Below are 23467 nucleotides of genomic sequence, written 5' to 3'. Positions count from 1 at the left end.
CGCGCTTTCCGGTCGCCTTCTCCCGCCTCCCGCAGAACAGGCCGAATCCGGTCCTGGACCCGTCCCGCCGGGATCTGGGACCGTTCCACACATCACCTCCACCAGCTTTCCTACGCAGCACTGTTCCTGACGGCACGTCAGTTCAGTAATCTGACTACGCGTCAGTTATTGAGGTTCATCGAGCAGGAGCGGGCGGAACGATGCTTGGATCTACTCACGGCACCCTCACCACCGACTTCCGCGCACGTGTCGAGGCCTGCGGGGAGTCCCCCAGGACGGCCGTCCACTCCACGGCGGCGCCGTCCGCCGCGGACACGGTCGCGGTGGACGTCAGCGGACGGCCCCTGCATGCCGATGTCCCCGACCTGGACCGGTTCTTCCGGCCCGAGTCCGTGGCCGTCATCGGCGCTTCCGACGCCGAGGGCAGACCGAACACCGGCATCACCCGCCAGCTCATCGCCTGGGCGGAGCGCGTCGGCGCCCGGATCCACCCCGTGCACCCCACCCGCCCCTCCGTCTTCGGGCTGGCCTGCCACGCGTCCGTGGCCGACCTGCCCGAGCAGGTGGACCTCGCCGTCCTCCTCGTCGGCGACCCGCTGCCGGTGATCGAGGAACTGGCCGAGGCCAAGGTGAAGTTCGCCGTCGCCTTCGCCTCCGGCTTCGCCGAGACCGGAGACGCCGGAGCCGCCGCCCAGGCCCGGCTCGCCGCCGCGGTCCGGCGGTCGGGCCTGCGCCTCCTCGGCCCCAACACCAACCTCAACGCCTTCGAGAAGTTCCGCGACGACCTCGACGGCCCGGCGATCGCCCTGATCACCCAGTCCGGCCACCAGGGCCGGCCCGTCTACACCCTCCAGGAGCTGGGCATCCGGCTCTCCCACTGGGCTCCCACGGGCAACGAGGCCGACCTCGAGACCTCCGATTTCATCTCCTACTTCGCCGAGCAGCCAGAGGTCGGCGCCATCGCCTGCTACGTGGAGGGCCTCAAGGACGGCCGGTCCTTCCTCCTGGCCGCCGACCGGGCCGCCCGGGCGGGCGTCCCCGTCGTCGCCGTCAAGGTCGGCCGCACCGAGACCGGCGCCCGGATGGCCGCCTCCCACACCGGGAAGCTGACCGGCGCCGACACCGTCGTGGACGCCGCGATGCGGCAGTTCGGCGTCATCCGCGTCGACGGGCTGGACGAGCTCCAGGACACCGCCGCCCTGCTCGCCCGGGCCCGTAAACCGCTGGCCGACGGGGTCGTCGTGTACTCCATCTCGGGCGGCACCGGAGCCCACTTCTCCGACCTGGCGACCGAGGCCGGGCTCAGCCTGCCGGCCCTCTCCCAGGCCAAGCAGAACGAGCTCCACCAGTGGATCCCGGAGTACCTGAACGTCGCCAACCCCGTCGACAACGGCGGCCACCCGGTCGGCGACTGGCGCGGCCGGAAGATCATCGACGCGATCCTCGCCGATCCGGCGGTGGGCGTGCTGATATGCCCGATCACCGGCCCCTTCCCGCCCATGAGCGACAAGCTCGCGCAGGACCTGGTGGACGCCGCCGAGGCCTCGGACAAGCTCGTCTGCGTCATCTGGGGCTCCCCGGTCGGCACCGAGGAGGCCTACCGCACCACCCTGCTCGGCTCCTCCCGGGTCGCCACCTTCCGTACGTTCGGCAACTGCATCACCGCAGTCCGCGCCTACCTCGGCCACCACCGGTTCACGGCCGCCTACCGCTCCCCCTTCGAGGACGCGCCGCGGACCCCGTCCCCCTCGTACCGCAAGGCGCAGGCGCTCATGCGCCCGGGCCAGCAGCTCAGCGAGCACGCGGCGAAGCAGCTGCTGCGGGCCTACGGGATACGGGTCCCCCGCGAGCAGCTCGTGACCAGCGCGGCGGCTGCGGTACGGGCGGCCGGCCTGGTCGGCTACCCGGTGGTGATGAAGGCCTCGGGGCCGCAGCTCGCCCACAAGACGGAGCTGGGCCTGGTGAAGATGGGCCTGACCTCGGCGAGCCAGATCCGCGACGCCTACCGGGAGCTGACGGACATCGCCCGCTACGAGGACGTCCCGCTCGACGGCATCCTGGTCTGCCAGATGGTGGAGCGGGGGGTGGAGATGGTCGTCGGCGTCACCCAGGACGACCTCTTCGGCCCGACGGTGACGGTGGGCCTGGGCGGGGTCCTGGTGGAGGTCCTCCACGACGCGGCGGTACGGGTCCCCCCGTTCGGCGAGGACCAGGCGCGGGCGATGCTGACCGAGCTGCGCGGGCACGCCTTGCTGGAGGGGGTCCGCGGGGCGCCGCCGGCGGACGTGGACGCGCTGGTCGAGGTCGTCCTGCGGGTGCAGCGGATGGCGCTGGAGCTGGGCGGAGTGCTGTCCGAGCTGGACATCAACCCGCTGATGGTGCTCCCGCGCGGACAGGGAGCGGTGGCGCTGGACGCGCTCGCCATCTGCCACTGACGCCGCCGCCGGCCCCGCCGCTGCGCGGAGCCGTCTCCCCGCCCCGTCCCTTCCCGAAACCGGGGGCAAGCCCCCGTACCCCCGAACGGGAGTTCACCGTATGACCGGCAGTCCCGCCGACGAAGTCCTGCACCGCATCGAGAGCGGCGTCTCGTGGATCACACTCAACCGCCCCGAGGCCATGAACGCCGTCACCTGGGACCAGCGTGAACGCGTCATCGCCCTCCTCGCCGGGGCATCGGCCGACCCCGCCGTGCGGGCCGTCGTCGTCACCGCCACCGGCAAGGGCTTCTGCGCGGGCGCCGACCTGCGCGGCGCCCCCGCCGCAACAGGCGAAAGGGTCGCGGGCGACGTCGCCCGCATGATCCGGCTCGGCGCGCAGCGCCTGATCACCGCCGTGCTCGACTGCGAGAAGCCGGTCCTCGCCGCCGTCAACGGCACGGCCGCCGGCATCGGCGCCCACCTCGCCCTCGCCTGCGACCTCGTCATCGCCGCCGAATCGGCGCGCTTCATCGAGGTGTTCGTCCGTCGCGGCCTGGTCCCCGACGGCGGCGGCGCCTACCTGCTCCCGCGCCTGGTCGGCCCGCAGAAGGCCAAGGAGCTGATGTTCTTCGGCGACGCCGTCCCGGCGGCCGAGGCCGAGCGGCTCGGTCTCGTCAACCGGGTCGTTCCGGCCGAGGAGTTGGAGACCACCGCCCGGGAGTGGGCGGAGCGCCTCGCGCAGGGCCCGACCCGCGCCCTCGCGCTGACGAAGCAGCTGGTCAACGCCTCGCTGGACGGTGGCCGGGCGGCCGCACTGACCGCCGAGGCCACCGCTCAGGAGATCAACATGAGCACCGCCGACGCGAACGAGGGCGTGGCGAGCTTCGTGGAGCGCCGCGCCCCCAAGTACCTCGGGCGGTAGCCGGCGCGCCGCTCACATCTCGGGGTTGGGCTTCAGCAGGGCGAACACCGCGCCGTACGGGTCCGCCACCCACGCGATCCGGCCGACGTCGGGCACGTCCGCCGCGGGCATGAGCACCGACCCGCCGTTCCCGCTCGCCGCGGAGACGGTGGCGTCGACGTCCGCGACATTGAAGTACGGCACCCAGCGCGGCTTCTCGACGCCGCCGCCCGCGCCCTCGCCCATGGGCGCGATCCCGCCGAACGAGGTCTGCTGCTGGTCGCCGTCCTTGAGGCTCAGCACGCGGTAGGTCATCCCGGGCGCCTCCATGTCCTGGCTGCGCCAGCCGAACACGCCGTTGTAGAAGGAGACGGCCGCGGCCGGGTCGGGTACGTGCAGCTCCGCCCAGACCAGGGTGTTCTCGGCGGAGGCCAGCCCGAACCCGGCGGTCTTCCCGGGCTGCCAGAGGGCGAACTCGGCGCCCTGCGGGTCGGTGGCCTGCGCGAGCCAGCCCTCGCCCGTGACGTCCATGGGCTCCATCCGGATCTTCCCGCCGCCGGACTGGACGGCCTTGACCGTGGCCTGTACGTCCGGGCTCATGAAGTGGACCATCCAGGCGGTCTTCGCCCCCTCCTCGGTGAGCGGCCCGAGCGCGGCAACGGTCTTGCCGTCCACCTGGAAGAACCCGTACCCGCCGGCATCGGGCCCCAGGTCGCTGAACGCCCAGCCGAAGACGGAGGTGTAGAAGGCAACGGCACCGGAGGTGTCGGGGCTGCCGAGGTCGAGCCAGACGGGCGATCCGATACGGAAGTCGGTGCCGAGCATGCGGGTCCTCCTGGAATACGGGTGGATCGGGGCCGGGGGCCACGATGCCGACCTCCCGCGGGGCTGTCCGGCGTAAGGGTCCCGGGAGGGCAGTGGTTCACCCGTACGGGCGAACGGCGCGGCCCCGCCCTCCCCGTGCCCCCGCCCCGCCCCCGCCCCGCCCCGCCCGCGCTACACGCGGTGCAGCGTGACGGCGTAGCGGGGGTGGAGGTCCTCCGGATCGCCGATGACGCAGAACAGCTCGGGCCGTTCCGCCGTGCCGGCCACCTGCCAGTCGCGCATGCGGCCGCAGCCCTCGATCGAGAGCGTGACCCGGTCCCGCGGCCCGCGGTGGAAGAGGCCGCCGGATTCGCGCCGCGGCTCGAACGTCCACGTCCCGGTCCCCGAGCACGAGTCCCACAGCCCGTTCCGCTCGACCAGCGGCATGCCGTCGGCCACCGCCTCGCCGTTCTCACCCAGCTTCAGCTTCCGCGCGCCCCCGCCGCCGATCCAGTCCCCGACGTACTGGTCCCGCTCCAGCCCGGGCGGTTCGTACGCGGCGAACCCGGTCCGCCCCTGCAGGAACGCGCCGAGCGCGCAGACGAGCAGGGCGATCCCGGTGACGGCGCCGACCCGGGCCACCATTGCGGTCCACCCCAGCGACCGGTGGTGCGCGTAGGAGGCGGCCACCACCGGGAGCACCCCGGGGCCCGCGATCCACAGAACCGTCCAGCCGTACGGCAGGTCCCAGCCCGAACTGGCCCACCCCGCGTAGGCCGCGGCGATCGCGGCGGCCCACGGAACCGCCCACCACCGGCTTCCCAGCGCTCGCGCCAGCGCCATCACCGGCAGGGTGAACAGCACCCGGTGCAGGTACGCGGCCAGGACCACCGCGAGGAGCAGCACGGGAATCGCGGCGAAGACACCGGAGTCGATGCCGAGGCCGTGGTCGTCGCGCAGGCCGGAGGTGGCGAGGAAGACCGCTCCCGCCACGATGAACTGCGCCATGAAGGCCAGCTCCGACCCGGTCGCCAGCGGCGACCGCCTCCCGCCCCGCTCGGCCGGCCCCTCGTGCACCTCTGGCAACACCATGGCGCCCCACCCCCCACTGCAATTGAACACGTTCAATCGATGGGGACGATACGCCTCTCCGCTTTCCGAGTCACCCGCCCGCACCCCTTCCCATCTGACGGACCGTCAGCTTCAATCGTTGACGTGATGGGACACGCAGGGATGGCGGCCACCGTCGTCCGATACCTCAGGTCAGTCGGCTCCCCCACCTCCGCCCCGTCGGAGCAGGACCCGGATACCGGCCACGTCGATGCGCTGCCGCGCCCAGAGCTGCGGGCCGTCGGCGACGACGAGCGCGCGCCCGTCAGCCCCGCCGAGTTCCGGGCCGTGCTCGGGAACTTCGCCAGCGGTGTCACCGTCATCACCGCCCCGCCCGCCGACGGCGAGGAGGGCCCGGCCGGCTTCGCCTGCCAGTCCTTCGCGTCGCTGTCCCTCGACCCGCCCCTGGTCACGTTCATGGTGGCCCGTACGTCGACCACCTGGCCGCGGATCGCCCGCGCCGGGGTGTTCTGCGTCAACATCCTGGGCGCCGAGCAGGGCGGGCTGTGCCGGGCCTTCGCCGTCAGCGGCGCCGACAAGTTCGCCGGGATCGCCCACACCCCCGCCCCCGTGACCGGATCACCGCAGCTCGAGGCCGTGCCCGCCTGGATCGACTGCCGGATCCACGCCGTGCACACCGGCGGGGACCACCTGATCGTGGTCGGCCGGGTCGAGGCCATGGGCGCGGCCGGCGAGGGCGAGCCACTGCTCTTCCACAAGGGCCGCTTCGGCCGCCTCACCGCCGAGTAGCCAGATCTTGTGCTCCGGCCGGTCGCCGGTGTCGTAGTTGACGTGGAAACTCGCGCCGCCGTTGTTCTCGAGCGCCTTCGGCACTCCGGCGTCGAGGTCGACGTACGTCAGCTGCACACCCCCCGACCGGACGGGCTCCGTGTCCTGGACGGCCGAGGGTGAGATCTGCGGGGCCTGCGCCCGGAAGCCTGCGCGTCAGTGCGGCTGCCGCCGGACGGTTCGGTCATCGCTCGGTGATGTGCTGGTCCCGCCCCGCCTGGTACACGCGGGCGTTGTCGCTCGCCCGCGCAATCATGCGTACCTCACCCACGTCGGCTCCCCGCGCCGCCGGCGACCCCCCGACCTCGTCCAGGAGTGCCCTGAGCGCCCCCGCGATCTCCGGATTCTCGACGAGCAGGCGACGCACGCGTCCCTGCCACTCCGCGCGCAGCTCGGCCTCGGACAACTCGTCGCTTCCGGCCCGGGCGGCGAGCAGATCGTCCCGGCAGGCGTCGAGGTCGGCTCCCACCGCCTCCGCCCGCTCGGGATACACGCGCCTCCACACCGCGACGACCCCGTCCCGCAGGCGCGGCCACGCATCCAGTGAACCTCGTTGGACCTCAGGGCGGCCGAGAGCCGCGGTCAGCGGCCACGCCTCAGAACGTGAGCACGCCCCTCGCCACCCGGCCGTGCCGGGCGTCGTCCACGGCCTTCGCGAAGTCCTCGATCGGGTAGGTCTCCGTGACGAGTTCGTCGAGCAGCAGCTTCCCCTGCCGGTAGAGCTCGGCGTACAGGGCGATGTCCCGCTGCGGGCGGGAGGAGCCGTACCGGCAGCCCATGATGGTCTTGTCCAGGTACATGGACGAGACCTGGAACGAGGCCTCCTCCTTGAAGCCCGGGACCCCGAGCAGGATCGCCTGTCCGTGCCGGTCCAGGAGGTCGACGGCCTGGCGGATCAGCTTGACGTTGCCCACGCACTCGAAGGCGTGGTCGGCGCCCGTCGGGAGGATCTCGCGGACCGCCGCCGAGGAGTCCGCCACGGCCGAGGCGTCGATGAAGTGCGTGGCCCCGAACTGCCGGGCCACCGTCTCCTTCGCCGGGTTCGCGTCCACCGCCACGATGGTGGTCGCGCCCGCGATCCGGGCCCCTTGCAGCACGTTGAGCCCGATGCCGCCCGTGCCGATGACGACCACCGATTCGCCGTGGTCCACCCGGGCCCGGTTCAGTACGGCCCCCACGCCGGTCAGGACACCGCAGCCGATGAGCGCCGCCGAGGTCAGCGGGATGCCGGCCGGGATCTTCACCGCCTGGACGGCCTTGACGATCGTCCGCTCGGCGAAGGCCGAATTGGACGCGAACTGGAACAGCGGCTTCCCACCCCGCGAGAACGGCTGCCCCGGCATCCCGATCGCCTTGCGGCACATGGTCGGCCGCCCCCGGTCGCAGTCCGCGCAGGCCCCGCAGTTCGCCAGGGTCGAAAGGGAGACGTGATCGCCCGGCGCCACGTGCGTCACTCCGGACCCGACCGCCTCCACCACCCCCGCGCCCTCGTGCCCCAGCACCACCGGCGGCGGGAACGGGATCGTCCCGTCGATCACCGACAGGTCGCTGTGGCACAGCCCGGCCGCCGTGATCGCGACCAGCACCTCCCCCGGACCCGGGTCGCGGATCTCGAGGTCCTCGACCACCTGGGCCTGCTTGCCGTCGAACACGACGCCTCTCACCTGGGCTCCTTAGGCAGGCCGAGCACGCGCTCGGCGATGATGTTCCGCTGGATCTCGTCCGAGCCGCCGTAGATCGTGTCGGCACGGGTGAACAGGAACAGGCGCTGCTCCTCGTCGAGTCCGAGTTCGTACGGGAGGCCGGGCGCCCACGCCGCCGGCCCGGCGGAGGCCGCGGCTCCGCGGACCGCCACCGCCAGCTCGCCGAGCCGCCGGTGCCAGCCGCCCCACAGCAGCTTGGCCACGCTCGGCGCGCCCGGGTCCGCGGCGGTGCCCAGCGTCCGCAGGGCGTTCCAGCGCATCGTGCGCAGCTCGGCCCACTGCCGTACGAGGCGCTCGTGCAGTACGGGATCCCCCGGGCCCGGGCCCGAGCCCGGGCCCGGGGCCGGGGCCGCGTTCGGGGCCGGGGCCGCGTTCGGGGCCGCGCCCGCCGCCACGTAGGCCCCGAGCACGCGCTCCAGCTCCGCCGCGAACCCGATCTGCTGGACCAGGGTGGAGACCCCGCGTTCCAGGGCGAGCAGGCCCATGGCCACGGTCCAGCCGTTGCCCTCCCCGCCGACGGCCTCCGCCGCCACCGCCCCGTCGAAGAACACCTCGTTGAACTCCGAGGTCCCCGACATCTGGCGGATCGGCCGGACGTCGACCCGCCCCGGCTGGTCCATCCGTACGAGCAGGAAGGACAGCCCGTGGTGGCGCCGGGAGCCGGGCTCGGTGCGGGCCAGCACGAAGCACCAGTCCGCGTCCCGGGCCAGCGAGGTCCAGATCTTCTGCCCGGTGACGCGGAACAGGCCATCGGCCGCGTCCCGTACCGCCGTCGTACGGATCCCCGCGAGGTCCGATCCGGCGCCCGGCTCGCTGTACCCCTGGCACCACAGCTCCTCGCCGCGCGCGATGCCGGGCAGGAAGCGGTCCCGCTGCTCCGGGGACCCGTACGCGATCAGGGTCGGCGCGAGGAGGTTCTCGCCGATGTGGCCGACCCGGCCGGGGGCGCGCAGCGCCGCGTACTCCTCGGCCCAGACGACCTGGCCCGTGAGGGAGAGCCGCCTGTTGCCGTAGCCCTCGTCCGGTCCCGTCTCCCAGCCCTGGCCGATCCAGCCGCCGCGGCCCAGCTCGCGCTCCCACGCGCGCCGGACGTCGACCCCCTCGTGCTCGCTGCCGGGCCCGCCGAGGCCGAGTGCGTCCGCGTACGGGCCCACGAGGTGCTCGGTGAGCCAGGCCCGGGCGCGGGCGCGCAGTTCCTCGTCCTCGGCGCCGAAGCTGAAGTCCATGTCGTCGGGGCTCCCCTACGCGTTGGGGCGGTCCTTGGCGGCCGCCGCCTTGGCCATGGCCTCCAGCTGCGCGAGCATCGGCATCGGGTCGGTGCCCACCGTCCCGGGCAGGAAGTCGGCGATCTTCTCGGGCGTCCAGGAGCCCTCGGCGTAGCCGGCGCGCAGCTCGCGCGGCTGCGCCCAGACGGCGATCTTCGGACCGGCGATCGTGTAGACCTGCCCGGTGATCTTCTCGCCGGCGACGGCGACGGCCTTGTCGGAGAGCAGGTAGGTGACGAGCGCCGCGACGTCCTCGGGCTCGCCGATCTCCTTGAGCTCCATGGGGACGTTCGCCGACATCCGGGTGCGGGCGACGGGTGCGACGGCGTTGGCGGTGACCCCGTACTTGGCCAGCCCGAGCGCGGCGGAGCGGACGAGGGAGATGATCCCGCCCTTGGCGGCGCTGTAGTTGGCCTGGGCGACGGAGCCCTGGTGGTTGCCGCTGGTGAAGCCGATGAGGGTGCCGGAGCCCTGGCGGCGCATGACGGCGGACGCGGCGCGGAAGACGGTGAAGGTGCCCTTGAGGTGGGTGGCGACGACCGGGTCCCACTCCTCCTCGGACATGTTGAACAGCATCCGCTCGCGCAGGATGCCGGCGACGCACACGACGCCGTCGATGCGTCCGTACCGGGCGAGGGCCGTGTCGACGATGCGCTGGCCGCCCGCCATGGTGGAGATGTCGTCGGCGACGGCGACGGCCTCGCCGCCGGCGGCCTGGATCTCCTTCACCACGCCGTCGGCGATCTCGCTCGTCGGCTCCCCGCCCTCGATGCCGACTCCGTAGTCGTTGACGACGACCTTGGCGCCCTCGGCGGCCGCGGCGAGTGCCACGGCCCGCCCGATGCCCCGGCCCGCGCCGGTGACGGCCACGACCTTGCCTGCCAAGAAGTTCCCCACGCCCGACCCCTTCCCGCGTTTTCTGACGGACCGTTAGATTCTATGGGCAGTCAGACACGAGAGCACAAGCCCCAGTTCGTCTCGCATCCACAGGGAGCTGATGAGATCCATGGGCATGCCCCCCGAGTTCCACGACATCGCCAAACGCGTCAACAACTGGGGCCGCTGGGGCGCCGACGACGAGATCGGCACCCTGAACCTGATCACCGACGAGGTCGTGAAGGCGGCCGCGGCCGAGGTCCGCTCGGGCCGCCGGATCCCGCTGGCGCTGCCGCTCAAGGAGGACGGGGTCCAGGCCGGCCTGATCCCGGGCCGGATCAACCCGCTGCACACGATGGTGCAGATCAACCAGGAGCTGTTCGGGCCGGGCACGGTGGCGTGCAGCGACGACGCCGTGACCATGGGGCTCCAGGCGGGCACCCACTGGGACGCACTCACGCACGTCTCGCACTCTGGGAAGATCTACAACGGCCGCCCGGCCGGCACCGTGACGGCGCACGGGCGGGCCGAGTTCAGCGGCATCGACAAGGCCGGGCACATCGTCTCGCGGGGCGTCCTGCTGGACGTGGCCCGCGCGAAGGGCCTGGACCGGCTTCCCGGGGGCCACGCGGTGACCCCCGAGGACCTGGCGGCGGCCGAGGAGTTCGGCGGGGTCACAGTCCGGGCGGGCGACATCGTCCTGGTCCGCACCGGCCAGATCCAGTTCTACCTGGCGGGCGACAAGCACGGCTACGGTTTCCCGTCGCCGGGGCTGTCCGTCCGTACGCCGGAGTGGTTCCACGCGCACGACGTGGCAGCGGTGGCGAACGACACCCTGACCTTCGAGATCTTCCCGCCGGAGATCGACAACCTGTGGCTGCCGGTGCATGCGCTGGACCTGGTCGAGATGGGCATGCACCAGGGCCAGAACTGGAACCTCGAAAAGTTGTCCACAGCCTGTGCAGAAGAAAACCGGTACAGCTTCCTGCTCTCGGCCATGCCCGAGCCCTTCGTCGGAGGCGTCGGCACCCCGGTCGCCCCGGTGGCCGTCCTCTGAGCGCATTCAGCCGTACGGCCCGATTCGGCCGGTGGGGGCCGGGTAGGGACCGGGCCGTCCATCCCCCATCGGCAGCCCCGGAGGCATCCGTGCCCGAAATGAACGGCCCCTACCAGGCCGGCACCCCCTGCTGGATCGACCTGATGGTCCCCGACCAGCAGGCCGCCCTCGACTTCTACCGCGACCTGTTCGGCTGGCAGGGGGAGGTCGGCCCGGCGGAGACCGGCGGCTACTCCGTCTGCACCCTCAAGGGCAAGCCGGTCGCCGGGATCATGAAGGCCATGAACCCCGACGGGACGGTGCCGGACCCGATGCCTCCGACCGCGTGGACCACGTACCTGGCCACCGACGACGTCGACGCCACCCTGAAGACGGTCACCGACGCGGGTGGCGCGGTGATGATGCCCCGGATGGACGTCATGGACCTCGGGCGGATGGCCGTCATCACCGACCCGACCGGCGCCGCGGTCGGCCTCTGGCAGTACGGGACCTTCCCCGGCGCGGGCATCGTCAACGAGCACGGCGCGCTGATCTGGAACGAGCTGAGCACCGGCGACACCGACGCCGCCGCCGCGTTCTACTCCGCCGTACTGCCGATGGGCACGGCGACGTCGCAGATGCCGGGCGCCGAGGGGTACACGGAGTTCACGGTCGCCGGTCGCGCGATCGGCGGGATGATGGACCTCGCCTCGATGCCGACCGGGCTTCCGCCGCACTGGCTGCCGTACTTCGCCGTCGACGACGTCGACAGCATCCAGGCGGCCGCGGAGCGGGCCGGCGGCAGCGTCAAGGCCCCGGCGTTCGACATGGCGGCCGGCCGGATGGCGGTCCTCGCCGACCCCCAGGGCGGCACCTTCGCGGTGATCACCGGGGCCGGACCGGAGTAACCCGCCCGAGCGCTGACGGTGGTTGCCCCGGCCCGATGGCCGGGGCAACGAACCGGCAGTCGGGGCGACCGAAGGGGCAGTCGGGGCGACCGAAGCGGGTCGCGACAGGGGGCGCATTCGGTGCCGCTCTCGCCTCGGCCGGAACCGTCGCCGCCCCCGCGCCCGCCGAAGCGGCCACCCTCACCGGTCCGCCCGCAGCCGGTGCCTCAGCGGTAGCGGGCTGCGGCTGCTGCGAAGGCGGGGGCCTCGGCGGGGGTCAGGGCGGCGACGGCGACCCAGGAGAGGTCGGCGAACTCGATGTTCATGCGGCCCAGCTGGAGCAGGCCCGTCGCGTTCGCGCGGACGACGGTGATCGCCGATCGCGGAACCTCCCAGTACTGCCGCATCTCGGGCGTCGACTGCCACAGCGGCGAGACGTCCGTCAGGGCGAACCAGCGCCGGTCCGTCACCACGAGGACGTCCGTCGCCGAGCCGTGCGCGTTGGCGCGGCCGATCAGGAACCGGCCGGCCGCGCTCTGCCAGCCGCCCTCCATGCCCTTGCCGTCCGCCGGGCCGGGGACGCGGTCGGCCGAATCCCGGCGTGGATCGTGCGCGCGGGCCTTGAAGAGCTGCTGGAGGGAGCGCGGGAGCTTCTCCTCGATCCGCCGGCCGAGCGCCGCCGGCTCCGGCGGCGCGAGCAGGTCCTCCGGAGGGCTCGGCACGCCCGGACCCGGTTCGCAGGCACATACGGCGATCAACTGCTCGTCGGGCTGCAGGAATTCCTCGGCCTGGCGACGCCTGTCCTGATTCAACGCGCTTGCTCCTACTGCTGAGTAACATCGGTGCGTCCCCAATTGTCCTCGAAGCGGAATGCCTCGTTACCACCGGGCCCCACACCCGCCCGCGGGATGCATCCCGCAGGCCGATGCCACTGCCGCGCACGGTCGCTAGGGTCGCGGCATGAACACCTCATCAGGGCAGATGGGCAGGGGTCGGCCCGCCTTCCGGTGGCAGACCTCGGCCCTCTGGGCGGGCGCCGGGCTGGGCACCCTCGTGCTGTCGAACCTCGCGTTCCGCGTGCCCCTCGGCACCGGGGACCGGATCTTCGAAGTGGGGCCGCTCCTCGCGATCACCGGCGTGCTGACCGGCGCCCTCCTGGTGCGGCGGGCGCCGCTCACCACCCTCGGCCTGATGCTCGTCGGCACCTACCTCATGCTCTTCCTCGGCCACACGCCCGCACTCACCCCCGCCATGGTGCTGCCCGCCGCGGTGGCGCTCGGCGTGGTCGCGGCCACCCGGTCGCGCCGGGTGACCCTGTCGGCCGTGAGCATCACCGTCCTGCTGCTGCTCACCGCCCAGTTCGCCCTGCCCGTGACCGGCTCCGCCCGCATCCTCACCCAGAGCCAGCTGCCGATCGTCGTCCTCGCCTGGCTGATGGGGGACTCCGTACGGCGCGGCCGCGAGTCCGCCGCGCAGGCGCAGGCACGCTCCACCGAGCAGGCCCTCACCGACGAGCGGCTGCGCATCGCCCGCGAGTTGCACGACATGGTCGCCCACAGCATCGGCGTGATCGCCATCCAGGCCGGAGTCGGCAGCCGGGTCATCGAGACGCAGCCCGCGCAGGCCCGCGAGGCCCTCCGGGCCATCGAGGCCACCAGCCGCGAGACCCTCGCCGCCCTGCGCCGCACGCTGGTCGCCCTGCGCCGCAGCGAGCCGGTGTCGGCGGCGCCCGCGCCGGGCCTGGACGGCATCGAGCGGCTGGCCGCGACCGCCGCGAGCGATACGGGCGTACGCGTGGACGTGGTGTGGGCCGGGGAGCGGCGGCAGCTGCCGGCCGACATCGAGCTGGCCGCCTTCCGTATCGTGCAGGAGGCCCTGACCAACGTGGTCCGGCACGCGCACGCCGACGGCTGCCGGGTGGGCATCGTGTACGGGCGCCGGGAACTGGCCCTGGAGATCACCGACGACGGGCGGGGCCTCCCGGAAGACGGCCCGGCCGGAGCCGGATTCGGCCTCACGGGCATGCGGGAGCGCGCCGCCCTGCTGAACGGCCGGTTCGAGGCCGGGCCGCTCCCGGCGGGGGGCTTCCGGGTGGCGGCGGTCCTGCCCCTCGAACAGCCGGAGCAGCCGGAGCCGGAGCCGGCCGCAGTACGGGAACGGGAGGAGAAGCGATGAGCGGCAGCAGCAGCGTCCGCGTCCTGCTCGCCGACGACCAGCCCCTGGTGCGCTCGGGACTGCGCGTCCTGATGGCCGACACCCCGGACCTCGAGGTCGTGGGCGAGGCGGCGAACGGCGCCGAGGCGGTCCGGCTGACCGCCGAGCTCGCCCCCGACGTCGTCGTGATGGACATCCGGATGCCGGAGATGGACGGCATCGAAGCCACCCGCCGGCTCACGGCCGCCCCCGGCGCCGCCCGCGTGCTGATCCTGACCACCTTCGACGAGGACGACCACGTGTACGGGGCGCTGCGCGCCGGCGCGAGCGGATTCGCCGTGAAGGACATGGCGCTGGACGACATCCTCGCGGCGGTGCGCGTGGTCGCGGCCGGCGACGCCCTCATCGCGCCGGGCGTGACGCGCCGCCTGATAGCCGACTTCGTCGCGGCGCCGGCGCCCGCCCCGCAGCGCGCCCCGGCGATCACGAGCCGGGAGCAGGAGGTGCTGACCCTGGTGGGGCGGGGCCGGTCGAACAGCGAGATCGCGCAGGACCTGTTCATCACGGTGGCGACGACGAAATCGCACGTGGCGCGGCTGCTGACGAAGCTCGACGCCCGGGACCGGGTGCAACTGGTGATCAAGGCGTACGAGATGGGGCTGGTCACGCCGCCCCGGTGAAGGCGGCGCGGTCCAGCGGGTGGCGGCGCGCGGTCGTGCACGCCCCGAGCGCGGCACGGCAGCCGCCACCCCACGACCCGCACTCGTCAAGGTCTGCCCTTGGCGTCCCCTCGCGTCGAATCGCTCAGTACAAGGGTGATCAACAGTTGACGAACCGTCAACACCTCGTTAGAGGTACACGCGCGGTTCCCGCGTCGACCCGCATACTCTGTTCGAGCCTTCACCCCGCTCGGGTGCGCAGTCCGCGGGCTTGTCGGCGCGGTCGATCTCGCACCAGATCCGCTTGCCCGCGCCCTCGTGCTGCCAGCCCCAGCGGTCGGCCAGCCCGTCCACCAGCTCGAGCCCGCGCCCGCCCGTGTCGTCCCCGGCGGCCTGCCGCCGGGCCGGGCCGCGGGAGCTGGCATCGGCGACCTCGACGCGCACCCCGGGCTCCCCGAACAGCATCCGCAGGACGGCCGGGCAGCCGGTGTGCACGACGGCGTTGGTGACCAGCTCGGAGATCAGCAGGATCAGCGTCTCGGCGAGCGGTTCGTCGTCCCCTATGCCCGACCCTGCCAGCCGGGACCGCGCCCAGCGGCGGGCCCGGCCGACCTCGGCGGGATCCGGTCCTACCTCCAGCTGAACCTGAAGCACCTGCACCGCTCACACCATCCGAACCGGCGGACACTTCGCCTCGCGACAGGATGGGATCACCGAGTGTGATCCCCTTGCGGAGCAGCATGGTTGACATACAGTCACCACAACAAGCGCTTCGGGCATATTCCAGCGCGAAGGAGTAGGCGTGGTGCATACTGCGCGACGCTCGCGCCGCTCAACCGCTCGCATTCCCGGGAGCGTACCGGAGCAGGCCCCCGACTCCGGGCCGCAATGAGGCGGGCCAAGGACACAAACCGATATCAACTCTCCGTAATCGGACATGCGTCCCGGTTCGTCCCGACCGTGCCCTGTTCTGCCCCGTTCGTGACAGCGAGCTACCCCCCGGCGGTCAGCAGCTCGGCCGCGAGGAGCTCTTCGGCGAGGAGTTCCTCCGCCTCCCCCGCCGTCCGCCACTGCTCGGCCCGCACCCAGGCCCGCTTGAGGTGCAGATGGACATCGGCCTCCCACGTGAAGCCCATCCCGCCGTGCACCTGCAGGCAGTCCCGGGCATTGCGCACGGCTGCCCCGTCGGCCAGCAGCTTGGCCCCGGCCACCTCCGCCGGGTCCGCCGTCACCGCCGCCGCGTAGACCGCCGTACGGGCCACCTCGGCCCGCACCAGCATCTGCGCGCACAGGTGCTTGACCGCCTGGAACGCCCCGATCGGCTGGCCGAACTGCTCTCGCTCCTGCGCGTACCGCACCGCCAGCTCCACCGTGCGCAGCGCGCTGCCCGTCTGGAGGGCGGCCGTCAGCAGCGCGCCCTCGTCGCGGTACATCGCAGCCGCGCTCCCCGGCGCCGCCACCCGGTGCAGCGGCGTGAGGGGGTCCGCCGAGCGCACCGGCTCACCCGAAGGGAGCAACGGGGTACCGAGCACCGCGTCCGCGTCCGCGAGGTGGGCCACCAGCGGCCTGCCGCCCCCGCGCAGGTCGCCCAGGTCGAAGGCAGTGACCACCGCGGTCCCCGCCGCCGCCCCCGGTACCGTCCCGGCCGCCAGGTGCGTGGCGACCAGCGGCCCCGGCAGCAGCGCCCGCCCGGCCTCCTCGAAGACGAGGACCGCCTCCGGCAGCCCGAGCCCGACCCCGCCGTCCGCCTCCGGGAGCCGCAGCGCGAAGAACCCGGCCTCGCCGAGCTCCCGCCACAGCGCCCGGTCCAGGGCTCCGCCCGAGTCCACGCAGGCCCGCAGCGCCTCGCGCCCGTACCGGCCCGCCAGCAGGCCCCGTACGCCGGCCTGCAGATCCTGCTGCTCCTGCGTCAACCGGAAGTCCACGGCCCTCACCGGCCCTTCGGGAGGCCGAGGATCCGCTCGGCGACGATGTTCTGCTGGATCTGCGAGGTGCCCGCCGCGATGGTGTACGAGAGGGACGAGAGCCGGTCGAGCACCCATTCCCCGTCCAGCGCGAGGGAGTCCGCCCCCAGGACCTCCGCCGCCGTGTCGTACAGCTCCTGCCGCGCGTGCGAGTAGGCGAGCTTGAAGACGGACCCGCCGGTGCCGGGGACCCCGCCGGTCCCCTCGGACTCGCTGACGTTCCACTGGGTGAGCCGCCACAGGGCGCCGAACTCCCCGTACAGCCGCCCGAGCCGGCGCCGCAGCACCGGATCGTCCCACCGGCCGTTCGCCTTCGCGGTGCGCGCCAGCTCGCCCAGGGTGCGGCGGCAGGCGACGACCTCGCCGACGAAGGCCGTGCCCCGCTCGAAGGAGAGGGTGACCATGGTGACGCGCCAGCCGTCGTTCTCCGCCCCGACCCGGTTCGCGACGGGCACCCGGACCTCGTCGAGGAACATCTCCGCGAACTCCGTGGACCCCGCGAGGGTGCGCAGCGGCCGGACCGTCACCCCGGGGGCGTCCATGGGCATGGCCAGCCAGGAGATCCCGCGGTGTTTCGGGGCCGCCTCGCTGATGGGGGTGGTCCGTACGAGCAGTTCGCACCAGTCGGCGACCTCCGCGTGCGAGGTCCAGATCTTCGAGCCGGTGATCACGTAGTCGTCGCCGTCGCGCACGGCACGCGTGCGCAGCGAGGCCAGGTCGGAGCCCGCGTCGGGCTCGCTGAACCCCTGGCACCACACCTCGTCCCCGCGCAGTACGGGCGGCAGCCAGCGCGCCCGCTGCGCCGCTGTGCCCTCGGCGGCGATGGTCGGTCCGGCGTGCAGCAGTCCGACGAAGTTGGCGCCGACGTACGGGGCCCCGGCGCGCTCGGTCTCCTCCAGGAAGATCAGGTGCTGGGTCGGGGTGGCGCCGCGCCCGCCCGCGTCGACCGGCCAGTGCAGCCCGGCGTACCCGGCGTCGTACAGCCGGCGCTGCCAGCCGGCGTCGTACGCGCGGCGGCCGGGCCAGTCGTCGGGGGACGGCCTGGCGGGCAGCTCGGGCAGCGCTTCGGCCAGCCATGCGCGCAGCCGGGCGCGGAACTCCTGCTCCTCGTCGGTGTAGGCCAGATCCATCAGACGAGGTCCAGGCCGAGCATGCGGATGGCGTTCCCGCGCATCAGCTTGTGGACCGTCTCGTCGTCCAGCCCCTTCACGTGGTCGAGGGCGACCTCCTTGGTGTGCGGGAAGGTCGAGTCGACGTGCGGGTAGTCGGTCTCGAAGGTGGCGTTGTCGCGGCCGACGACGTCGAGCGAGGCGATGCCGTGCTTGTCGCGGAAGAAGCAGCAGAACATCTGCCGGTAGTAGTACGTGGACGGCGGCTCGGGGATCAGGTCGCGTACCCCGCCCCAGGCGCGGTGCTCCTGCCACACGTCGTCGGCGCGCTCGAGGGCGTACGGGATCCAGCCCATCTGGCCCTCGCTGTACGCCAGCTTCAGCGTCGGGAACTTCACCAGCACCCCGCTGAACAGGAAGTCCATCATCGAGGCCATGGCGTTGTTGAAGCTGAGCGAGGCCTGGACGGCGGGCGGCGCGTCGGGGGAGGCGGCCGGCATCTGGGAGCTGGACCCGATGTGCATGTTGACGACGGTCCCGGTCTCCTGGCAGACGGCGAAGAAGGGGTCCCAGTAGCCGGAGTGGATGGAGGGGAGCCCGAGGTAGGTGGGGATCTCGGAGAAGGTCACGGCGCGCACCCCGCGGGCGGCGTTGCGGCGGATCTCGGCGACGGCCAGGTCGATGTCCCAGAGCGGGATGATGCACAGCGGGATCAGCCGGCCGCCGCTGTCGCCGCACCACTCCTCGACCATCCAGTCGTTGTACGCGCGCACGCAGGCGAGGGCGACCTCCTTGTCGTGGGCCTCCGCGAAGGTCTGGCCGCAGAAGCGCGGGAACGTCGGGAAGCACAGCGACGCCTCGACGTGGTTGAGGTCCATGTCGGCGAGGCGGGCCTTGGGGTCCCAGCAGCCGCGCCGCATCTCCTCCCTCGTGATCCCCTCGAGGGTCATGTCGTCGCGGTCGAAGCCGACGGCGGCGATGTTGCGCTTGTACGGGAACTTCAGGTCCTCGTAGATCCACCAGTCGGTCGGCGGGCCGTCGGGGTCCATGGAGATCACGTACTTGCCGCCCGTGTACTCGAGCTCGCCGATGCCCGCGGTGAGCGCCTTGGGCCCGCGGTCTCGGTACTTGGCCGGCAGCCAGACGTCGAAGAGGTGCGCGGGTTCGATGACGTGGTCGTCGACGCTGATGATCCGAGGCAGTTCCATGGTGTCCCCTCGCCGCAAGCCGATGGATCCGGACCGGAATCCGAACCTGAATCCCGATCCGGATCCGAAGCCGAATCTGATGGATCGTCAGAAACAAGCTAGCTCCGCCACCCCTGGACCGACAAGCGCCGGAGCCCTACGCTCTCCGCTTGATCTGACTCACCGTCAGCTACGGGAGGCTGGGATGGCGGACAGCAGGGACATCGCGATACGGCTCGGCCGGTCCCCCACCCTCTGGGAGCTGGTCGTACGGCGGGCCGGGCTGAGCCCCGGCGCCACGGTGCTGATCGAGGCGGCCGACGACCCCGCCGACGACCGGACGCTCACCTTCGCCGAGCTCCGCGACCGCTCCGAGCAGGTCGCGGCAGGGCTGTACGGGAGGGGCGTACGGCCCGGCACGGTCGTCGCCTGGCAGCTGCCCACCCGGATCGAGACGGTCCTGCTCTCCCTCGCCCTCGCCCGGATCGGCGCCGTCCAGACCCCGGTGATCCCCTTCTACCGGGACCGCGAGGTGGGCTTCGCGCTGCGCGAGTCCAAGGCCGAGTTCTTCGCCGTACCGGGCGCCTGGCGGGGCTTCGACCACACGGCGATGGCCGAGCGGCTCGGTGCGCGCGGCGTCTTCGAGGCGTACGAGGCCCTGCCGACGGGCGATCCGGCCGTACTGCCCCCACCGCCCGGCAACGGGACGGACGTCCGGTGGATCTACTGGACCTCCGGCACCACCTCGGACCCCAAGGGCGTCCTGCACACCGACCGCTCACTGATCGCGGGCGGCTCCTGCCTGGCCCACGCCCTGCACCTGAGCCCGGCCGACGTCGGCTCGATGGCCTTCCCGTACGCACACATAGGCGGCCCGGACTACCTGGTGATGCTGCTCCTGTACGGCTTCCCCGCGGTCCTCTTCGAGAAGTTCGCGATGCCGGACGCGCTGGCCGGCTACCGGCGCCACGGGGTCACGGTGGCCGGCGGTTCCACGGCCTTCTACTCGATGTTCCTCGCAGAACAACGCAAGGACCCGGGCGTACGGCTCATCCCCACCCTGCGCCTCCTCGCGGGCGGCGGCGCCCCGAAGCCGCCGGAGATCTACCACGCGGTCGTCCGTGAACTGGGCTGCCCGCTGACCCACGGCTACGGCATGACCGAGGTCCCGATGATCACCATGGGCGCCCCCGACGACACCCCGGAGCACCTCGCCACGACGGAGGGCCGCCCCCCGGCGGGCATGTCGATCCGCATCACGACCCCGGACGGGGAGGTACTGCCCCCGGAGACGGACGGCGAGGTCCGGCTGCGCGGCGAGGCGGTCTGCCAGGGCTACCTCAACCGGGACGCCCCGGCGGACGCGTTCGACGCCGACGGCTACCTGATCACCGGCGACCTCGGCCACCTGACCCGGGACGGCTACCTCGTCCTCACCGGCCGCAGCAAGGACGTGATCATCCGCAAGGGCGAGAACATCTCCGCGAAGGAGATCGAGGACCTCCTGCACCTGCTCCCGGGCGTCGGCGACGTGGCCGTGATCGGCCTCCCGGACCCGGAGCGCGGCGAACGCGTCTGCGCGGTGGTGGAGCAGCCGGCGGGCGCGGCCCCCCTGACACTGCCGCAACTGACGGCACACCTCCGCGCCCAGGGCCTGTCCCCCCACAAACTCCCCGAACAACTGGAACTGGTCGACGTCCTCCCCCGCAACGACGCCCTGCGCAAGGTCCTGAAGTACAAACTCCGCGAACGCTTCGCCTAGGCAGTGTCTCCGGGGCCGGCCTCGGGCCTGACCTCGGGGCATGGCCTCGGGGCCTGACCTCGGGGCATGGCCTCGGGGCATGCCTTCGGACCGCCGTGCGGCGCACCGGCCGCACAGTGGTCCCGGTTCCGGACGTGCCGGCTACGCGTCCGGCGCCTCGACCCCGCAGTAGCCCGCGAAGGCCGACAGGATCTCCTCCTCCGAGATGCGGCCGTCGCCGTCGCCGTCCAGGGCCGTCGCCACCCGGCCGGCCAGTTCGGCCGGGGTGCCCAGGACGCGCAGGACGCGGGCCGCCGCGTCCGGGGTCGGGCCGCGGCCGTCCTCGTCCGCCACCGCGATCACCGCGTGCAGGAACGGCCGCGCGATCTCCGCGAACCGCTGCGGGTTGTCCCGCAGCCGCTTCGCCGCCCCGGTGATGAACTCCTCCCGGGTCACCCGCTGGTCCCCGTCGACGTCCGCGATCCCGGCCATCCCCTGCCAGAACGCCTCCGCACCTGCGAAGAGGGCCTGGCCCTTGTCCGACCGCGCGGTGGTGCCGAATTCGGCCAGCACCGCCTTCGCGGCCGCGCTGAAATCCTCCCGGTCGATATATCCGTTCCCGTCCTGGTCGAAGGTGGCGAATCGGGCGGCGATCTTGCGCTCGTATTCTGCGCTGTCCATATTCGGCGTTCCGCCTTCACATGTGCGGTGGGGTGCAGTTCAAGACAAGGCAGGAGCGTAAGGCCTACGTGGCCTGCCCGTTAAGCGAAGTCGTCAAGCAGGTGGCCGCATCGAACCCGCGCACGGGGAGCGTGGTGGGGCGCGCACACCTGTGCCCATGTGCCGCGGCCCGCCCCACCGTTCACACCCCGCGACCCGACTATCACGCAGGGCACACTTCCAGGTCCCGGTTCCCCCAAAACGGGCGCGAACCCGCCTGTGCCCATTACATTCGATGCGTCGACACACGGCTGGGGGCAGTTATGCCGAAGGACGTACCACCGCGCTGGGACCGCCGCATGCAGCAGCGCCTCGCCCGCGGCGAGGCCGCCGCGCTCGGAGAGCTGTACGACCGCTTCGCCTCGCTCGTGCACAGCCTGGCGCACCGGGTCCTCGGCGACGAGAAGGCCGCGGACCGGATCACGCGCGAAGTGTTCGGCTACATCTGGGAGAACCCGGACGCGTACGACCCCAAGCAGGGCTCCATGCGGTCCTGGGTCGCCCGGATCACCCAGGGCCAGGCCGTGGCCAGGCTGCGCCAGGCCGAACTGGGCCGCGGCTCGCGCGAGGAGCTCGAGCAGAAGGTGCGCAGCGCCAGTGCGGCCGCCCGCGCGGACTACATCGTCACGTCCATGCCCGCACCGCTGCGGGCCGCGCTGGAACTCGCGTACTTCAAACGCCGCGACTACCGGCAGGCCGCCGCCGACCTGCAGATCAGCGAGGACGAGGCCCGGCGCCGGCTGCGCCTCGGGCTGCAGCTGCTGTCGACCGCCAACGCCCTCCCGCAGGAGGACGCCGCACCGCCCGGATACGGCCCGCCCGGATATGGAACGCCCCGATGAACGGCCCCGCCGACCCGCCCGACGACGGATACGACGAGCAGCGCCCCGCCGGTCCGCCGCGCATACCGGGTCCGCGCGGGGCCGCCGACGACCTCGACCCGCGGCACGCACCGGAGCTGCTGCCGCAGCCTCGGCCGGCGGCTGCGCCGCTGCCGCCGCCGCGGTCGCACGCCGTGCTGAAGTCCCTGCTCGGCGCATGGGCGCTCGCGGCGTGCTCCGCCGAGGAGACCCAGGCGGTGGAGGACCACCTCACCGAGTGCGCGCCCTGCGCGGAGGAGGCGCTGCGGCTGCGTGACGCGGTGGGCCTGCTGCACCCGGAGGAGAGCCTGGACCTCAAGCCGCTGCTGCGGTCGCGGGTGCTGGAGGACTGCCTCGGCAAGCGGCCGGCCCGGATCCCGGTGCCGGTGTGGGCGAGCCCGTACGACACGGAGACGGCGCGGCTCGACGCGCTGCTGCGGGACTTCGGCGACTCGGAGTGGCAGACCCCGGTACGGCTGAAGTGGTTCGAGGAGGAGCGGCGCCAGTACCGCCGGACGACGGTGGCCGGGGTGATCGGGCACCTGCTCACGGTGGACGGGATGGTCGCGACGGCGCTGGGCCTGGACGATCCGCTGGGCCCGGATGCGCCGTCGGACGCGACGGGCCGTACGGAGCACTACTGGAACTCCGCCGTGCAGCCCCTCACCCGGCAGATCCGCGAGCCGTGGCGGGAGCAGGGCCACACGCTGGTGCGGACGGTGTCGTTCGCGGGGCGGGGCGTGGGCCAGCTGTCGGTGGACTACGGGGCCTTCGCGCTGCCGCTCGGGGACGCGTTCCTGGAGCGGGCCTTCGAGTGCTGGGTGCATGCGTGGGACATCGCGGAGGCGGTGGACTACCCGTACGACCCGCCGTCGGGGCCGCACCTGAACCGGATGATCGACCTGGCGGCGCGGCTGCTGCCGAGTGCGCTGGCCCACCGGCGCCGGGCGGGGCTGGCGGCCCCGGCCCGCGGCCTGGTCGCGGCGGGCGCCCCGGGCCGGACCCTGCACCTGGAGATCGAGGGCGCGGGCGGCGGCAGCTGGGACATCGCGCTGGACTCCCCGGCGGCGAAGCCGTCGCCGGAGCACACGGTGGCGCAGATCGCACTGGACGGCGCCGAGTTCTGCCAGCTGGCCGCGGGCCACATCTCCCCGGAGGAAGCCGCGGTGGGCCAGCACGGCGACCGCGAAGCCATCCGCGACGTCCTCTTCGCAGCAGCCTCCCTGAGCCGCCTCTAGGCCCCGCCGCCACAGCCCCGTCGGCGCGCCGACGGGGCTGGATCCGG

Annotated in this window: 22 protein-coding genes; 10 read left to right on the top strand and 12 right to left on the bottom strand. The window is 72.9% G+C overall.

The genetic code is table 11. The annotated features are described in order from the left end of the window. Window positions 1-200 precede the first annotated feature (200 nt). Together OHT74_RS22355 and OHT74_RS22350 are read left to right on the top strand one after the other, a co-directional pair. Complete coding sequence (locus OHT74_RS22355; protein ID WP_328621169.1) at window positions 201-2435, top strand: acetate--CoA ligase family protein; 2235 nt, start codon at window positions 201-203, stop codon at window positions 2433-2435. A gap of 100 nt (window positions 2436-2535) precedes the next feature. Then, window positions 2536-3339, top strand: coding sequence for an enoyl-CoA hydratase/isomerase family protein (locus OHT74_RS22350; RefSeq protein ID WP_266666124.1), 804 nt, complete (start codon window positions 2536-2538; stop codon window positions 3337-3339). A 12-nt stretch (window positions 3340-3351) separates the two neighbouring features. On the opposite strand, the gene OHT74_RS22345 is transcribed toward OHT74_RS22350, so the two are convergent. Further along, window positions 3352-4143, bottom strand: coding sequence for a VOC family protein (locus OHT74_RS22345; protein WP_328621168.1), 792 nt, complete (start codon window positions 4141-4143; stop codon window positions 3352-3354). 171 nt (window positions 4144-4314) lie between these two features. Continuing rightward, window positions 4315-5214: a hypothetical protein gene (locus tag OHT74_RS22340; protein WP_328621167.1), complete on the bottom strand. Its 900-nt coding sequence runs from the start codon at window positions 5212-5214 to the stop codon at window positions 4315-4317. 141 nt (window positions 5215-5355) lie between these two features. Here OHT74_RS22340 and OHT74_RS22335 point away from each other — a divergent pair, with 141 nt between their 5' ends. Continuing rightward, on the top strand, window positions 5356-5982 hold the full coding sequence (locus tag OHT74_RS22335) for a flavin reductase family protein (RefSeq protein WP_328623369.1): 627 nt from the start codon (window positions 5356-5358) through the stop codon (window positions 5980-5982). 223 nt (window positions 5983-6205) lie between these two features. Here OHT74_RS22335 and OHT74_RS22330 read toward each other — a convergent pair whose 3' ends face one another. The 4 genes from OHT74_RS22330 to OHT74_RS22315 all read right to left on the bottom strand — a co-directional run bounded on the left by OHT74_RS22330 (window position 6206) and on the right by OHT74_RS22315 (window position 9886). Beyond that, entirely contained in the window at window positions 6206-6514 is a 309-nt protein-coding gene (locus OHT74_RS22330) for a hypothetical protein (protein ID WP_328621166.1), read from the bottom strand. A 103-nt stretch (window positions 6515-6617) separates the two neighbouring features. Further along, entirely contained in the window at window positions 6618-7685 is a 1068-nt protein-coding gene (locus tag OHT74_RS22325; RefSeq protein WP_266666121.1) for a Zn-dependent alcohol dehydrogenase, read from the bottom strand. Then, entirely contained in the window at window positions 7682-8950 is a 1269-nt protein-coding gene (locus OHT74_RS22320; protein ID WP_328621165.1) for an acyl-CoA dehydrogenase family protein, read from the bottom strand. Before OHT74_RS22320 ends, OHT74_RS22325 begins: the two co-directional genes overlap by 4 nt. A 15-nt stretch (window positions 8951-8965) precedes the next feature. Next, entirely contained in the window at window positions 8966-9886 is a 921-nt protein-coding gene (locus OHT74_RS22315; protein ID WP_266666119.1) for an SDR family oxidoreductase, read from the bottom strand. A 109-nt stretch (window positions 9887-9995) separates the two neighbouring features. Here OHT74_RS22315 and OHT74_RS22310 point away from each other — a divergent pair, with 109 nt between their 5' ends. Then, window positions 9996-10922: a cyclase family protein gene (locus OHT74_RS22310; protein WP_328621164.1), complete on the top strand. Its 927-nt coding sequence runs from the start codon at window positions 9996-9998 to the stop codon at window positions 10920-10922. A 98-nt stretch (window positions 10923-11020) separates the two neighbouring features. Beyond that, window positions 11021-11809, top strand: coding sequence for a VOC family protein (locus tag OHT74_RS22305; protein WP_328623368.1), 789 nt, complete (start codon window positions 11021-11023; stop codon window positions 11807-11809). Window positions 11810-12015: 206 nt separating this feature from the next. On the opposite strand, the gene OHT74_RS22300 is transcribed toward OHT74_RS22305, so the two are convergent. Then, the gene (locus tag OHT74_RS22300) at window positions 12016-12600 is read right to left on the bottom strand and encodes a hypothetical protein (protein WP_266666117.1); all 585 of its coding nucleotides are present in this window, start codon (window positions 12598-12600) and stop codon (window positions 12016-12018) included. A 148-nt stretch (window positions 12601-12748) separates the two neighbouring features. Between OHT74_RS22300 and OHT74_RS22295 the strand changes: the two genes are divergently transcribed. Together OHT74_RS22295 and OHT74_RS22290 are read left to right on the top strand one after the other, a co-directional pair. Then, entirely contained in the window at window positions 12749-13963 is a 1215-nt protein-coding gene (locus tag OHT74_RS22295; protein WP_328621163.1) for a sensor histidine kinase, read from the top strand. Next, window positions 13960-14622 carry a response regulator transcription factor gene (locus OHT74_RS22290; protein ID WP_328621162.1) on the top strand — a complete coding sequence of 221 codons (663 nt, stop codon included), beginning with the start codon at window positions 13960-13962 and terminating at the stop codon, window positions 14620-14622. The genes OHT74_RS22295 and OHT74_RS22290 overlap by 4 nt, the downstream gene beginning before the upstream one ends. Window positions 14623-14790: 168 nt before the next feature. Here the strand turns inward: OHT74_RS22290 and OHT74_RS22285 are convergent, their stop codons facing one another. The 4 genes from OHT74_RS22285 to OHT74_RS22270 all read right to left on the bottom strand — a co-directional run bounded on the left by OHT74_RS22285 (window position 14791) and on the right by OHT74_RS22270 (window position 18882). Next, the gene (locus OHT74_RS22285) at window positions 14791-15261 is read right to left on the bottom strand and encodes an ATP-binding protein (protein WP_328621161.1); all 471 of its coding nucleotides are present in this window, start codon (window positions 15259-15261) and stop codon (window positions 14791-14793) included. A gap of 332 nt (window positions 15262-15593) precedes the next feature. Then, window positions 15594-16526, bottom strand: coding sequence for an acyl-CoA dehydrogenase family protein (locus OHT74_RS22280; RefSeq protein ID WP_328621160.1), 933 nt, complete (start codon window positions 16524-16526; stop codon window positions 15594-15596). Window positions 16527-16531: 5 nt separating this feature from the next. Further along, complete coding sequence (locus OHT74_RS22275; RefSeq protein ID WP_328621159.1) at window positions 16532-17695, bottom strand: acyl-CoA dehydrogenase; 1164 nt, start codon at window positions 17693-17695, stop codon at window positions 16532-16534. Next, window positions 17695-18882 carry an amidohydrolase family protein gene (locus tag OHT74_RS22270; RefSeq protein WP_328621158.1) on the bottom strand — a complete coding sequence of 396 codons (1188 nt, stop codon included), beginning with the start codon at window positions 18880-18882 and terminating at the stop codon, window positions 17695-17697. The genes OHT74_RS22275 and OHT74_RS22270 overlap by 1 nt, the downstream gene beginning before the upstream one ends. A gap of 184 nt (window positions 18883-19066) precedes the next feature. On the opposite strand from OHT74_RS22270, the gene OHT74_RS22265 reads away from it, so the two are divergent. After that, window positions 19067-20623 (top strand): class I adenylate-forming enzyme family protein, encoded by a 1557-nt coding sequence (locus OHT74_RS22265; RefSeq protein ID WP_328621157.1) that lies wholly within the window; start codon window positions 19067-19069, stop codon window positions 20621-20623. A gap of 141 nt (window positions 20624-20764) precedes the next feature. Here OHT74_RS22265 and OHT74_RS22260 read toward each other — a convergent pair whose 3' ends face one another. Further along, a complete protein-coding gene (locus OHT74_RS22260) occupies window positions 20765-21283 on the bottom strand; it encodes an EF-hand domain-containing protein (protein ID WP_266666108.1) in 519 nt (172 codons plus the stop codon). A 302-nt stretch (window positions 21284-21585) separates the two neighbouring features. Between OHT74_RS22260 and OHT74_RS22255 the strand changes: the two genes are divergently transcribed. Further along, window positions 21586-22164: a sigma-70 family RNA polymerase sigma factor gene (locus OHT74_RS22255; RefSeq protein WP_053786492.1), complete on the top strand. Its 579-nt coding sequence runs from the start codon at window positions 21586-21588 to the stop codon at window positions 22162-22164. Next, on the top strand, window positions 22161-23420 hold the full coding sequence (locus OHT74_RS22250; protein WP_328621156.1) for a zf-HC2 domain-containing protein: 1260 nt from the start codon (window positions 22161-22163) through the stop codon (window positions 23418-23420). The genes OHT74_RS22255 and OHT74_RS22250 overlap by 4 nt, the downstream gene beginning before the upstream one ends. Window positions 23421-23467 lie beyond the last annotated feature (47 nt).

Source organism: Streptomyces sp. NBC_00354 (assembly GCF_036106915.1).
Classification (GTDB): Bacteria; Actinomycetota; Actinomycetes; order Streptomycetales; family Streptomycetaceae; genus Streptomyces.
Note: the sequence above shows the minus strand (reverse complement) of the source record. Positions and strands in the feature narration are given on the sequence as shown.

Bases quoted from the DNA above. Each gene is read 5' to 3' on its own strand.
- OHT74_RS22290 (WP_328621162.1), top strand. From the start codon at position 13,960: ATGAGCGGCAGCAGCAGCGTCCGCGTCCTGCTCGCCGACGACCAGCCC.
- OHT74_RS22260 (WP_266666108.1), bottom strand. From the start codon at position 21,283: ATGGACAGCGCAGAATACGAGCGCAAGATCGCCGCCCGATTCGCCACC.
- OHT74_RS22250 (WP_328621156.1), top strand. From the start codon at position 22,161: ATGAACGGCCCCGCCGACCCGCCCGACGACGGATACGACGAGCAGCGC.
- OHT74_RS22265 (WP_328621157.1), top strand. From the start codon at position 19,067: ATGGCGGACAGCAGGGACATCGCGATACGGCTCGGCCGGTCCCCCACC.
- OHT74_RS22350 (WP_266666124.1), top strand. From the start codon at position 2,536: ATGACCGGCAGTCCCGCCGACGAAGTCCTGCACCGCATCGAGAGCGGC.
- OHT74_RS22340 (WP_328621167.1), bottom strand. From the start codon at position 5,214: ATGGTGTTGCCAGAGGTGCACGAGGGGCCGGCCGAGCGGGGCGGGAGG.
- OHT74_RS22320 (WP_328621165.1), bottom strand. From the start codon at position 8,950: ATGGACTTCAGCTTCGGCGCCGAGGACGAGGAACTGCGCGCCCGCGCC.
- OHT74_RS22275 (WP_328621159.1), bottom strand. From the start codon at position 17,695: ATGGATCTGGCCTACACCGACGAGGAGCAGGAGTTCCGCGCCCGGCTG.
- OHT74_RS22345 (WP_328621168.1), bottom strand. From the start codon at position 4,143: ATGCTCGGCACCGACTTCCGTATCGGATCGCCCGTCTGGCTCGACCTC.
- OHT74_RS22355 (WP_328621169.1), top strand. From the start codon at position 201: ATGCTTGGATCTACTCACGGCACCCTCACCACCGACTTCCGCGCACGT.
- OHT74_RS22295 (WP_328621163.1), top strand. From the start codon at position 12,749: ATGAACACCTCATCAGGGCAGATGGGCAGGGGTCGGCCCGCCTTCCGG.
- OHT74_RS22305 (WP_328623368.1), top strand. From the start codon at position 11,021: ATGAACGGCCCCTACCAGGCCGGCACCCCCTGCTGGATCGACCTGATG.
- OHT74_RS22335 (WP_328623369.1), top strand. From the start codon at position 5,356: ATGGCGGCCACCGTCGTCCGATACCTCAGGTCAGTCGGCTCCCCCACC.
- OHT74_RS22310 (WP_328621164.1), top strand. From the start codon at position 9,996: ATGGGCATGCCCCCCGAGTTCCACGACATCGCCAAACGCGTCAACAAC.
- OHT74_RS22270 (WP_328621158.1), bottom strand. From the start codon at position 18,882: ATGGAACTGCCTCGGATCATCAGCGTCGACGACCACGTCATCGAACCC.
- OHT74_RS22255 (WP_053786492.1), top strand. From the start codon at position 21,586: ATGCCGAAGGACGTACCACCGCGCTGGGACCGCCGCATGCAGCAGCGC.